Annotated in this window: 8 protein-coding genes; all 8 read left to right on the top strand. The window is 49.2% G+C overall.

Annotated features, from left to right (window positions below; translation table 11 throughout):
- Positions 1–32 precede the first annotated feature (32 nt).
- The 8 genes from GJR95_RS03395 to GJR95_RS03430 all read left to right on the top strand — a co-directional run bounded on the left by GJR95_RS03395 (position 33) and on the right by GJR95_RS03430 (position 14164).
- On the top strand, positions 33–1805 hold the full coding sequence (locus GJR95_RS03395; protein WP_162384549.1) for a hypothetical protein: 1773 nt from the start codon (positions 33–35) through the stop codon (positions 1803–1805).
- Between the two features lie 625 nt (positions 1806–2430).
- Positions 2431–5556, top strand: a complete 3126-nt coding sequence (locus GJR95_RS03400; RefSeq protein ID WP_162384550.1) for a SusC/RagA family TonB-linked outer membrane protein — start codon at positions 2431–2433, stop codon at positions 5554–5556.
- Between the two features lie 14 nt (positions 5557–5570).
- Positions 5571–6983, top strand: a complete 1413-nt coding sequence (locus GJR95_RS03405; RefSeq protein WP_162384551.1) for a RagB/SusD family nutrient uptake outer membrane protein — start codon at positions 5571–5573, stop codon at positions 6981–6983.
- Positions 6984–6988: 5 nt separating this feature from the next.
- A complete protein-coding gene (locus GJR95_RS03410; protein WP_162384552.1) occupies positions 6989–7690 on the top strand; it encodes an SGNH/GDSL hydrolase family protein in 702 nt (233 codons plus the stop codon).
- Entirely contained in the window at positions 7687–10485 is a 2799-nt protein-coding gene (locus tag GJR95_RS03415) for a GH39 family glycosyl hydrolase (RefSeq protein WP_162384553.1), read from the top strand. The genes GJR95_RS03410 and GJR95_RS03415 overlap by 4 nt, the downstream gene beginning before the upstream one ends.
- Before the next feature lie 9 nt (positions 10486–10494).
- On the top strand, positions 10495–11427 hold the full coding sequence (locus GJR95_RS03420; protein ID WP_162384554.1) for an alpha/beta hydrolase: 933 nt from the start codon (positions 10495–10497) through the stop codon (positions 11425–11427).
- A gap of 70 nt (positions 11428–11497) precedes the next feature.
- A complete protein-coding gene (locus tag GJR95_RS03425; protein WP_162384555.1) occupies positions 11498–12649 on the top strand; it encodes a hypothetical protein in 1152 nt (383 codons plus the stop codon).
- Between the two features lie 6 nt (positions 12650–12655).
- Positions 12656–14164, top strand: a complete 1509-nt coding sequence (locus tag GJR95_RS03430) for a GH39 family glycosyl hydrolase (RefSeq protein ID WP_162384556.1) — start codon at positions 12656–12658, stop codon at positions 14162–14164.
- Positions 14165–14270: the final 106 nt, after the last annotated feature.

A 14270-nucleotide genomic window follows, 5' to 3' on the forward strand; every position in this document is an offset into this window, starting at 1 on the left:
GTCCGCAATTTGGCTAATATAGACTCAATAAAATGGAAGCTATTTCAAGAAAATCATTTTTACAGCAATGTCTATGGTTTGGTACAGCCATTAGTTTTTCTCCGCTCGCAGCACAGGCGTGGAGCGAAAAAAGAATGGATGACGATTTCTATCGGAAGATCGTTCTTGCCAATGCTAAAGAGGTTGCCCGAGTGGTACAAATGCTGGCGACCGATATTACGCAGGTCAGACGACGATTGGGGTATGATCTGGCAAACGTAACGGCTGCTTTTTGTGAACCAACATCGCAATACTACCAGTCGGCGGAGTTGATTCCCTTCCTGACAAAGATGGCTCGCGCTTTACTGAAAGCCCAGCATGCCGACGGAACGCTGGATTTTGGAAATTTAGCGTCACCGCCCGATACGGCTTTTATTTTAGAGCCCCTTTGTGCGGCAGCCACAATTCTGAAATCGAACAATACGGCTGCGTTAAACGAGGTAAAAGGGCTGCTCAGAGAATTTATTGTGAAAGCCGGAGAAGCCCTCCGGACAGGTGGCTTGCATACGCCCAACCATCGTTGGGTAGTGTCGGCGGCACTGGCAAAAATAAATGCCCTATTTCCAAATCCAGGCTATGTAAAACGGATTCACGAATGGCTTTCAGAAGGCGTTTATTGTGATAGCGACGGAAATTTTCTGGAACGAAGCATGAATTATTCGGCCGTGATCGATCGATCGTTGATTACGATTGGACGATTGCTTCCCCTGCCTGCCTTATTTGAGCCCGTTCGTAAAAACCTTGGCCTGGTTTACTTTCATGCAGAACCCAACGGCGATTTAGTAACGAACGATTCACGAAGACAGGATCAGTTCTCATCCGTAAGTATTCTGAATTTCTATCATGACTTCTACTATCTGGCTATCAGAGATAATAACCCCGAATTTTCGGCCATTGCAAAGTACATCGAGACACTTAACGGGTTCAACGACAGAGTTCTAACGGATTTGCTGGTTTATTTTTTAGAAGAACCGCTCTATAAAAAAACGCTCCCTGCGCCGAAAGCACCTCCGGCTTCTTTTGAAAAGTTTTTTAAAGAGACAAGCCTGGTCCGAATCAGGCGGAACGACACCACTACCACTATTTTTGGCGGAACCGATTTCCCGATTATTATTGCTTCTGGCCGGGCAAATAGTCCTAATTTTTTTGCGTTCAGAAAAGGGGAGGCTATTCTGAAATACATGCGCTTTTCAACTGATTTTTTCAATACTGGCTATTTCCATAGTCAGGGAATTGTTCATACGGCGGGAAAGTATGTGTTACATCAAAAAATAGAAGCACCTTATTATCAGCCCTTACCGGATAAATTTAAACGGGCAGACGGCAATTATACCCATTCGCAAAGTACGGATGGCCGATTCTGGAATAAGATGGATTTTCAGCACAGGCCGCAGAGCAATATAAATACCTTGGAAACTACGATCAGTGTCGAAGAAAAAAACGGATCGAATGAACTGAATTTCAGCGTAAAAGGCACAGAGGGCGTGCATGTAGTAATTGAATTTTGCTTTAAAGAAGGCGGAACGCTGACCGGACTAAAAAAAATAGAAGGAAGCTCAGATAATTATTCGCTGGAAAGCGGCTCCGGCGAATATCGCTACGGTAACGATTCGATAAAATTCGGGCCGGGAGTCTTCAACCACGCCAATCTTAGCGGACTTGAAGGTGAAATGTACAGCTCTCATTTCGGAAGTTTGCGAACAGACGGTATGCATGTTTTCCTGACTGGCGTTACGCCGTTTTCGCATACGATTGTTGTAGGGTAAAATCAGCGTATATCTGTAGTCATATGAACGTGTCGATACAGTACCTATCTAGTGCCCGTGATTAACAGCTACAACATATAATTCCTTTAGTATTATATTATTTGACTATCTCAAGCGCCTGTTTTACAGGCGCTTGTTTCGCTTTGTGATATTGCTCAACAGCCAGATCCTGAGCGATGATCTAAATCAAACGTTTAGAATCCCCAACGACTTTGCTGTCTCCTTGCATCTTATTTCTTACTAAAGCCTGAACATAGCACCGGCTTGTCGTATTCCAATCGCTCGGTTACAATCCTTCATACCTTTTCGATTTACATAATAAGTCGAAGGAGTAAGTCAGTGCCATACTATCACGATGTTATAGTATGATTAAGACTACTGTATCAGGATAAAATTACGAGAAGTGCCATTTTATAGACAATCATCATTTGTACTTTTTTTAGATCGAAAGAGGCTAAGAGTTAATGAGATACGATTTTTTATAATTTTTTAACTAGAAGCTGAAATTGAAATAGTTCTATAAAAAAATTAATAAGTGAAAAAATTTGACAATTTATGTTTAACCCTATAGTATTGTAATGTTGAATTATAATTTATCTATGATAAATAAAATCACTAAACTCTTATGGATAACCTTTCACTCTATCGAAGCAGGGCCTGGCTATTGGGATGGGTATGGCTATTGACAATGAGTCAATTAGTAGCTCAGTCTACTAATTTGATTACTGGGCAAATAGCCGACGAAACGGGCCAGCCGTTACCTGGTGTTACGGTATTGGTTAAAAATACCAGTAATGGCACTACGACGGATGCTAAAGGTGCGTATCGCCTGTCGGTTCCGATGGGCAACGATGTATTGATTGTTTCTTATGTAGGTTATGCAAGCCAGGAGATCAGCATCAATAAACGCTCAGTGATCGACATTCGGTTAGCTCTTGATAATAAAGCCCTGAATGAAGTGGTTGTCGTTGGTTACGGTACGCAGCAAAAACGCGATTTGACCGGTGCTGTGGCATCCGTTTCATCAAAAGACATTCAACGCCTGCCGGTATCCGGGCTGGATCAGGCGTTGCAGGGCCAGGTGTCAGGCTTACAGATTTCGTCTACGTCCGGCGCACCGGGCGGCAATACAAACATCCTCGTTCGGGGTATTGGCTCGGTTTCCGGCGGGAATGATCCTTTGTTTGTCATTGATGGATTTCCGGTTAATAACGCTGGTGTTGGTAATCCGCTGAATATGATCAACCCCGGCGACATTGAATCCATTGAAGTCCTGAAAGATGCATCGGCTACGGCTATCTATGGCTCTCGGGGTTCCAACGGAGTAATTATTGTAACCACCAAACGGGGCAAATCCGGTCAGGCTCAGATTACGGTTGATGCGTATACCGGCATTCAGGAGCCCGCCCGACTCCTGAAGATGATGAACACCCGGCAGTTCGCCGAATTCGTCATTGAAGGGCACAATAACGGCTGGCTCGACAACGGCGGTCCCAATGCCAAAATTACGGACCCAAACAGTGTTCGTTCTACATCCTATAGGATTCCGGAGGCCTGGCAGGATCTGAATAATCTGCCAAAGGTCGACACCGACTGGCAAAAGGTAATTTTCCGTACGGCGCCCATTCAAAATTACCAGGTTAGTGCCGTAGGGGGTAATGAAAAAATGAGGTATGCACTTTCGGGCGGTTATTTTAATCAGAAAGGAATCCTCATCAGTTCGGGCTTTGAGCGGTTTTCTGCCCGGCTGAACCTCGATGGTCAGCTTACCAAACGACTGAAGGTGAGCATGAATCTGGCTCCAACCTACACCAGCACCGACAACGTACCCTCAACAGGGCATTATGGCGATTACAATATCGTTGCCGGAGCCCTGTCCATGCCTCCCATGATTCCGGTGTATAACCCCGACGGTTCATACGGCAATACGTTCGACTTAACGAATCTTGGTATGGGTGCCATTCCGAATCCAGTTAAGGTTGCTAATGAATATAAGAGTACGAATGCGCAGTTCCGGATGCTGGGTAATCTGTTCGGCGAATACGAGCTGCTAAATGGTCTGAAGTTAAAAGTGAGTGTCGGTAGCGATATCAACTATTACAACACCAACACCTTCAAACCCTCTACACTGTCGACAAGCGCTTCGGTGTCGCCTGCTACGTCCAGCATCAACAATACGTCGGACATTAACTGGTTGAATGAGAATACATTGAATTACCGACGTACAGTCAATGCCCATTCGATTGACGCCCTGGCTGGGTTTACCATTCAGAAATCAACAACAACTTCGACCACAACCTCGGCGACTAATTTTGCGGATGATCTGCTTGAAAATATCAACGGTGGGCAAATTACGGGCGGGAGCTATACAGTCGGACAATGGTCTTTACTGTCTTATCTGGGTCGGGTCAATTACGCCTACAATGACCGTTATCTGTTCACGGCTACCATTCGGACAGATGGCTCGTCGCGCTTCGGGTCGGCCAATCGCTGGGGTACGTTTCCGTCGTTCTCGGCTGGCTGGCGATTGTCGGAGGAGCCTTTCTTCAAAAATCTTAACCTGTTCGATGACTTCAAAATCCGGGCTGGGTATGGACTTTCGGGGAACAATGCCATTGGCAATTATCGCTATTTAGGGCTTCTTTCGGCGACTAATTACGTGTTGGGTAACACCCAGGTTCCGGGACTTTCGCAAGGCAGTTTTACCAACAATAATTTGGGATGGGAAACCAGCAAGCAGGTCGATATTGGGCTGGATCTGGCGTTCTTCAATGGACGACTGCAATTCACGGGCGACTACTACAACCGCCGGAATACGGATATGTTGCTGAACAAAGCCATTCCATCTGTAACGGGTTACACCTCGGCCTGGGTAAACATCGGTGAACTCGAAAACAAAGGAATAGAACTGGCCCTTTCAGGCAAGCCGCTGGCTACGAGCAATTTGCAATGGACAAGCAGTTTCAATATTACCTTCAACCGCAATAAAGTACTGCGGCTTGGTTCGGAGGGCGAGCAGCTATTCTCCGACGGAGGTCGCGGGGATGTGAGCATCACCCAGGTAGGGCAACCCATCGGGAGTTTCTACGGGCATCTCGTCGAGGGAATTTTCACGACACAGGAGCAACTGGCTACACATGCTACCCAGACGGGGGCCAAACTGGGCGATTTCATGTATAAAGATGTGGATGGCAATGGCGTCATCTCCGATGCTGACCGAACGATTCTGGGTAATCCGCAGGCAAAAGCGTATTATGGCTTCAACAACACCTTTACGTATAAAAACTGGTCGTTAAACATCCTGCTTAACGGCGTACAGGGACGCGATGTGTTCTGGGCAGGAGCCGTGTTTGTGCGCGGTTATCATGGCGTACAGAATAATCTGGCCGAGGTAATCGGGAATTACTACAAATCACCCTCGCAGCCAGGCGATGGCCAGTCTCCCCGGATCATTCGGGGGGCGCTGAACAACAACCTGCGGTACAGTTCATTCTTCAACTTCGACGGTTCGTATCTGCGCGTTCGTAATGTGACACTGAACTACAATTTGTCTCAGAAACTGGCCAAACGGCTTGGTATGCAGGGTGGACGGATTTACCTGACCAGCAATAACCTCTACACGTTTACGAAATACCCCGGTTATGATCCCGAAATCAGCAACTCCGGCGACAATATGCTGGCTGCTGGCATCGATTATCTGGGGTATCCGCCTGCCCGTTCCTACACCCTTGGTTTAAGTTTAACCTTCTGATCAGACTACTCCTCATGAAAGCTAAACGTATTTTCCTTTCTCTGCTGGGTCTCCTTGTTCTGGCCAGTTGTCAGGACGATTTTCTGGGACTTTCGCCCCAAACCGACCGAAACACGCTGAATTTTTATAAAACAGCGGCCGATTTTAACAATGCTGTAGTTGGGACGTATGCGGCACTCAAACTGTCGGGCGTGTACAATACGTCACTGTACTGGATGGGCGAGGTATCGACCGACAACACTGATTTTGGTGTAACGACCCGGCAGGCAGTCAACGTCGATAACTTCCAGTTTGTCGATCATACCTATACCTCGCTCAACGACATTATTTATGCGTCCTGGCGGGATCACTATATTGGGATTAGCCGCGCAAATGCCATCCTGACCCGAATCGAAACGGCTGGTATTACCGATAACCTGAAGATGCAGTACAAAGGCGAAGCCCAGTTTTTACGAGCCTTATTTTACTTTGATCTCGTTCGAATGTTTGGCGATGTGCCTTTGGTAACTTCAGAAATAACCACCGCCGATGGGGCCAACAGCCTGATCCGAACACCTGCTGATGCCGTTTATCAATTAATTATCAGTGACTTGCAGGGTGCTGAGCAGAGCCTTCCCGTTTCGTATGGTACAACCGATGCTGGGCGTGTGCTACAGGGCGCGGCCAAAGCGTTGCTCGGGAAGGTCTATTTAACCCGGAAAGAGTGGGATAAAGCGGCCACTAAACTGAAAGAAGTGATCACCTCGGGCAAATTTCAATTGCTGCCCAAATACGCTGATGCGTTCAGTTTTGCTACACCGACAAATGCAGAGATTCTGTTTAATGTTCAGTACAAATCGGGCAATACCGGCCAGGGTAGCGGTTTTGGTCCGGTGCAGGCAAGCGAAGGAGCCAGAATTACAGGGGGCAGCATGCGGTACCCTACCGCCGATATGGATGCTGCCTACGAGCCCGGCGACCTTCGGAAGAGTTTTTCCATGAAATCGTCGTATATCGATGCCAACGGGCAAGCTATCAACCAGCGCTATGTGAGTAAATATGTGCAATATGGGGCCCTTTCCGGCGATTCAGACATCGACTTTCCCGTGCTTCGGTATGCCGATGTGCTCCTGATGTACGCCGAAGCGCTGAATGAAGTCGGGTTCGATTCCGAAGCGGTGAAAGCCCTTAACCAGGTGCGAACACGGGCAGGACTTGCGGCCACAAAAGCTACTGATCAAAATAGTTTCCGACTAGCCATTGAACAGGAACGCCGGGTGGAATTTGCCTTTGAGAACCAACGCTGGTTCGATCTGGTCCGGACGGGTCGTTATGTCACGGTTATGAATGCGAAAGGATTGAACGTTAAAGCCTTCAATATTCTGTACCTCATTCCGCAGCGGGAAATCAGTTTAAATAAGAATCTGGTTCAGAACCCAGGCTATTGAGCACTATGAAAAAAACGACCTCCGCTTTACTACTGCTGCTGACGGCTTTTGTGCTGATCAGTGCGGCTCCGTCGTTGCCGAAGCTGTACGTCATTGGTGACAGTATTTCGATGCGCTATGGTCCGTTTCTGGAAAAATACGTGCAGGGTGTCTGGCAGTACGACCGGAAAAGTGATGACGGACAGGCGGCTAAAAATCTGGATGTACCCGTCGGTGCCAATGGGGGCGATTCGCGCATGGTGCTCGAATACCTGAAGTTAAAGGCGCCCGATAAGTCGTTTCAGCCGGATGTATTGCTGCTGAATTGCGGCCTGCATGATATCAAACGGCTGCCGGAAACAAATGCCATTCAGGTTGATTCGGTCAGCTACCGGAAAAACCTGGAAGCGATTTACCAACTGGTGCACAAACGATCTATCCGGCTGATCTGGATGCGAACGACTGCCGTGGAAGACGAACGGCACAACAGTCGCTCGAAAGCTTTCAAGCGGTATGCCCGTGATCTGGATGCGTATAATGCCATTGCCGATGAGGTAATGCACAGGCATGGTGTTCCAATCATCGATCTGTATACGTTTACCCGGAGTCTGGGCAGCAAGCATTTTGTCGATCATGTCCATTACGACGACCCCGCCATGCAGTTGCAGGCAGCCTATATAGCCGGGTATTTACAGGACCAAATTCCCTTAATTCAAAAAAGTAAATGAGCGTATTCCTCCATTCTTTTCGGTCATTCAGTCTGCTTGGCATCAGCATTGCTACTGCCCTGGGCCAAACGGTATCGGTCAGCCAAACCGTTGTCGAACCAAGGGGTTTCCGGGAAGTCGGGCAATTGCGTCCGCGTTCAGCCAAAGAAATCAAGGCGTCTACCTGGTCTATTGGGGGCGAAACCCTCGATCGGGATTATACGGATTATCAATCGTATAGAGGGCTACTGGGGCCGTTAGGTGCCAAACGGATTCGGTTGCAGGGGGGGTGGGCCAAATGCGAGAAGGTAAAAGGGCAGTATGATTTTGCCTGGCTGGATGCGGTCATCCCCGATGCGTATTCGCGGGGTGTAGCGCCCTGGGTTGAATTGTCGTATGGCAACCCAATTTATTCAGGTGGTGGCGAACCCAAACTAGGTGGCCGGATTCCAACGTCGGAAGAAGGGTTGGCCGCCTGGGACAACTGGGTTCGGGCTATGGTGAACCGGTACAAAAATCAGGTCACTGAATGGGAAATCTGGAATGAACCTGACCTCAATAAGTTGAATACGGGCGAGGAAGTGGGCGTTTTCTACATCCGAACCGCGAAACTGGTACGGTCTATTCAGCCGAAGGCCAGACTCATTGCGCTCGGTGTCGCCGGGGTACCGGCCGCCGGGTTCATGCGTCCTTTTCTTGATCACCTGAAAAAAGAAAATGCGCTCGATCTGATCGATATTCTGACTTACCACGGCTATGCGCCCAACCCCGATACGTCTTATCCGAAGATTGAGGAGATGCGGCAACTGGTCTGGAGTTATAATCCGAAAATCACGTTCATGCAGGGCGAAAACGGCGCTCCGTCTACACCCAGTGCTGTGACCATCGGCGCATTGCGGCAGTACGATTGGACCGAATTGAGCCAGGCCAAATGGGATTTACGGCGGATGCTCGGCGATCACGGACGTGGTATCGCTACCAATCTGTTCACCATCAGCGATATTCACTACGCGGCTGGCGATCACATGACGGGCGTCAATACGAAAGGCTTGCTGAAAACCAATCCCGACAAAACCATTGATCGGCCTAAACTGGCCTACAAAGCTGCCCAGCATGTATTTGCCACGTTCGATGATCAGATCGAATTACTCGACAAAGCCAAACCAACGGCCAGCCAGACGACCGTTGCGGCCTTTCAGTACCGTCATCGACAGAACGGAGGCCAACTGGTGACGCTCTGGAGTGGCGAAGCGCGACCCGCCGAAACCTACGATCCGAAACCAACCGACGTAACCATCGAAGGTAAATTTACCCAGCCGGTTTTTGTGGATCTGATTTCGGGGAAGGTGTATGAGATTCCGAAAAGCCAGTGGAAAAAGTCAGGTACTGGCTACACATTTACTGCGATTCCAGTGCCGGATTATCCGGTAGTGATCGCCGAAAAAGCCGCCCTGCATTTACTGACACCCACGGGTCAATCGGCCAATCCATCCTTCAAATACCTGGGTAAAATCGCGCCGAAACAGTCCAGGGATATTCGCTCCTCAAATTGGTCGGTCGGTGCCGAATACATGGATCGGGACTGGACAACCTATGCCAACTGGAAAGACTATCTGGGTAAACTTGGTGTCAAAAAAGCCCGGATTCAATCCGGTTGGGCCAAGTGCGAGAAAGTAAAAGGACAGTATGACTTTGCCTGGCTGGATGAGATTATTGTTGATATGAAGAAACAGGGAGTCACTCCCTGGGTCAACCTGTCATACGGTAATCCTGTTTATTCGGGTGGTGGCGGTACAACCTTGAATGCGGCTCTTCCCTATTCGGGCGAAGCGCTGGAAGGCTGGAAAAAATACGTGTCGGCCATTGTTGCGCGCTATGGCGATAAGGTAACCGAATGGGAAATCTGGAATGAGCCGAATTATAAAATTTCTATTCCCGATTATGTGAACTTCTTCATTACCAGTGCCGAAACTATTAAATCGGTCCAGCCGGAAGCCCGGATCATTGCCTTTGCGTTGGGAAGTGGTGTCGATTACAAATTTGCCGACAGTGCCTTGAAACTCATTCAGGAGAAAGGCAAACTTGGCTTGATCGACGAAATCACCCATCACCGGCATATTCCGAATCCCGATAACCGTTCGGCAGAGGAAGAACTGGAAAAAGTGGTTGCCAAATACAACAGTAAAATTCGGATTCGTCAGGGCGAAGCAGGCTGTCCGTCGGAGTGGAGCAACAATTTCGCACTGAACAAATACCCCTGGACAGAACTAACACAATCGAAGCACATTCTTCGCCGATTGTTGACCGATCTGGGGCATGATAAAGAGTCGTGCTGCTTTACCATCATGGATGCCAAAACCACCCAGGAGTGGAATCATAAGGGATTATTGAAAGCGAATGAAGATCAGACCGTAGCGTATGCCAAACCAGCCTATTATGCTTTTCAGAACCTGATTTCGGTGTTTGACGACCGCCTGGAGCGTCTGGATACCTATCCTTATTCGGCAAAAAAAACAGATGCCAACACGCTGTCGTTGTATGCCTATGCGGATAAATCCAGCCAGCTTCAGGCCGTAACGGTCTGGCTAAAAGATAATGTCCCTTCCGATAACAACGACCAGATTCTGTGTGATTTTACATTTGCCAATGCCCGGTTTAAAAACCCGGTCTGGGTCGATTTGATCGCCGGGGCCGTATATGAAATTCCGAAGGAAAATTGGCTCCAGAAAGAACATCTGTTTCGACAAATTCCGCTGTATGATTCGCCCATCCTGATTGCCGACCGATCGATCATAACGCTTTCAGCCAATCAATAACGCGAGACGATGAGCACAAAATGGGCACCGATGATCGGTCTGATGATGACTAACTTCCTGCTAGGTCAGTCTGTTCTGGCTCAGCCAGAGCTGGAAGTGCCCTTATATCCCAATGGCGTTCCAAATGCTGTAGCCAGTTCGTTGCCGGAGCGCCGTACGTATGACGCATCGGGAAAATTAACCGCCTTATCGACGATCATTATTCCGAGACTTCTGGTATTTCGCCCGGCGGTCCCGAATGGAACCGGCCTGATTATCTGTCCGGGTGGAGGCTATAAAAATCTGAATATCGAAAACGTCCGGTTCATTGCCCAACGACTGAACCAGTGGGGCGTCACTGCGTTCGTGCTGGTGTATCGGCTACCCGCCGATGGGCTGATGCAGGATCAGACAACAGGTGGTATGCAGGATGCCCAGCAAGCGTTCCGGTCGGTTCGACAACGGGCGGCCGAGTGGGGAATACGTCCGGATCGAATCGGTTTGTGGGGTTCTTCGGCGGGTGGCCATCTGGCGGCTATGGCGGCAACCCATTTCACGAAGGCATTCGAACCCGGAAAAGACACAACCGGATTACGCCCCGACTTTCTGGTGCTGGCCTGGCCCGTTATCAGTTTTCGGCCGGGAATAGCTCACCAGGGTTCGGTGAAAAACCTACTGGGTGAGCATCCGACAGAGCAACAACTGGCTGATTATTCGCCCGATGAGCAGGTTACGGCCACAACACCGCCCACATTTCTGGTGCATGCGGGCGATGATCCTACAGTATCGTTTGCCAACAGCATCCAGTTTTATCAGAGACTGAAAAAGGTGGGCGTACTGGCCGAATTACACCTGTACGAAAAAGGCGGCCACGGCTTTGGTATCAAACCCGAAATAACCGATTCGTGGATGAGCCAGCTCGAAATCTGGCTACGTAATCGCGGCTTTCTAAACCGATCCTGAACGAGCCGTAGGAAAAAAAATAAAGACAAAGACGGAAACAAATTATACCCAACGCACAAACGATAAGTCAATGGAAACTATCGGTTATCAACGCATTAAACAGACATCGCTGAACTTTGTAGACGCCATGAAAATTGGCGATAAGCCGGGCGTTTATCGCAAAGAACCGGGCGAAGGAGAGAGTTTTTACGGTTCCTATCATGCTGCCCACGTTCTGGATCTATTTGGCGAACTGCAAAATCGCCCGGCGGCTGATCTGGATATCTGGGCCGAACAGTTCCAGCGTCGACAAACCGAGCAGGGTTATTTTTCTGGAAAATCCTCGGAGTTTGGGCGCATCCGCACGATCGACGAACTGGAGCCTGTCTGGCATTACACACGGGGAAACATCTGGGCATTACGAATGCTCAACCGCCGACCCGAACGTGAACTGCGTTTTCTGGAGCCACTGCTTCATGCCGACCAGCTCTATCGTTGGGTGAAACATTACGACTGGCGCAATGCATGGTCGGCTGGTAATCAGGTGCTGGCGGCAGCTACGGCCCTGTTCGCCCTGCGGGACTGGTTTGGGGCATCTGAAGTAGACGCCCTGATGGAAAAGACTATTTATCCGGCCCTGGAAGAATTGCAGGATGCCAAAACGGGTTTCTGGGGTACACAATTCGGGGCTGATTTACCCAATGGACTTTTCGGTACAATTCACGTTGTCCCCATCTATTTTGCGTTAGGCTGGCCCCTCCGCCACCTGGAGCGGTCTATTGACTCTACGCTGGCCTGTCAGTTAGCCGATGGCTCATTCTGGCCCGGTGGTTCCGATTGCCCCGACTTCGATGGAGCCTATCAATTAGCTAATCTGGCCACCCTGACCGATTACCGTCGGGAGGATGTAGAGAAAGCCTGCCGCCGGTATCTGGCTCATGCCCTTCAGCACGAAAGCGCTGATGGCGTGGGTTGGTTGCTGCACCGCCGGGATAGCCAACCCACCGATTGGGTGCCGCGCCCACACTGGATTTGGAAAGAAGGCGAAACAACCGCCAATGCCGAACTCCGCGATGAAGACCCCAACCGAACACACATCATGCTCGGCTCCTGGTTCTACCCACTCTCGATTGCCCTGGTCAGTCATTTACTTGGCGATACAGGTTATGAAGGGCCTTATCATTTCAACAGCCATTCGCTGCACGTCTGTAACGTTTTCAATGAGCCGCTGGCCAGCTATTAATCAACTATGGAAAACAATCGCCGAAACTTCCTGAAAACCCTGTCGATACTACCACTATCGGCTTCGCTGAACCCTTTGGAACCGGATTTGCCCGTACCGATCGTTTCGCCCCCTATTGAGTTGAAAAAAATTGGTTCAGTACGCATGAAAAAGCCGACTGAAATCAAAAGTTCGCCCTTCGGCATTGGGTGCGAAACGCTCGACCGCGACTTGTGGAAACCCAAAGAAGTGTATCCCTGGATTGATAACCTGCCCGTAAAGTGGGGGCGGTTGCAAACGGGCTGGGCGCGGGTCGAACGGCAAAAAGGAAAATACGACTGGGCCTGGCTGGACGAAAGCGTGGATGGGCTGGTGAGCCGGGGCGTAAAGCCTTTTTTCAATGTTGGATACGGCAATACAAATTATCAGGAAGGAGAGGTAGGCTTTTATCCATCAATGAGTAATCCGGTGGCTAATGACGCCTGGCAGAAATTCGTAACGGCCGTAGCCAAACGCTACAAAGGTAAGGTTCAGCACTACGAAATCTGGAACGAACCTAATCTGTCTGGCTTCTGGAAACCGGATAAGCCGGACCCTAAAAAATACGTTCAGCTGGTGCGGGAAACCGCTCCGTTAATCCGGAAAAACAATCCCGATGCGCTCATCGTGGGGGGCGTGGTTTCGCGAATGCCAATTCTATACATTCAGGAATTGTTTAAAGAGGGATTAGGGGATTTGATTGATATTTTTTCTTTCCACCCATATACGACCCTCCCCGAAGCCTACACCGAACGTACGAAAGGACTGCGGCAACTGATTGATCGTTATAACCCGAAAATCAAAATCTGGCAGGGCGAAAATGGATTTCCGTCTGATCCGAACAGCACTGGTTTTTCGGGTGAAGGCCCGTGGACAGAAACCATTCAGGCCAAAGTCATGCTGCGTCGGTTGCTGACTGATTGTTCGCTGAATCTGCCAATGACGTTGTGGTTTCTGATCGTCGATCTGCATGATTATCCGAAAGGGTCCGGCAATAGGAATTACAAAGGCATCCTGCGGCAGAAACCCGAAATAAAACCCAAGATCGCTTACAAGGCTCTGCAACATCTGGGTAGTCTGGTTCATGGCGATGTGCATACGCGTAGCGCTATTGTTCACGCGCTGGCCGGGAAGGAACCTGCCACTGAGAAGGAGTATCAGGCGTTTGGGAATGGGACAAAAAAGAGCCTTGAGGGTATCTGTACGGCCACACTGAACACCGATAATGGTCCTGTTCTTGCCTACTGGTCAGATCAAAAGGCATCCGATAATCCACCGGCCGACAGCGTTCATCTATTTCTCTGGGACTGGGAGGCCCGTGGCTTTGCAGAGCCTGTGCTAATCGATTTGCTATCCGGCGAAATTCTTGAATTATCAGACCAGCAAAAGATGTTCGACGACGACAAATGGCGGGTTGGTGCCGAAGCCCAGATTTTTCGTCAACTGCCGCTACACGATTATCCGATGCTGATTATGGAAAAGAGTAAAGTGGTATGATCGCAATAAGGTGCTGATTACTAAGCTGGTTATGATTTTTCTGCCCGACATACTTAGGGCTTTCGCCTGGAGCCATGCCACGGTTACTAATGCCGTTCATACTAAC

This window comes from Spirosoma endbachense (assembly GCF_010233585.1).
GTDB lineage: Bacteria > Bacteroidota > Bacteroidia > Cytophagales > Spirosomataceae > Spirosoma > Spirosoma endbachense.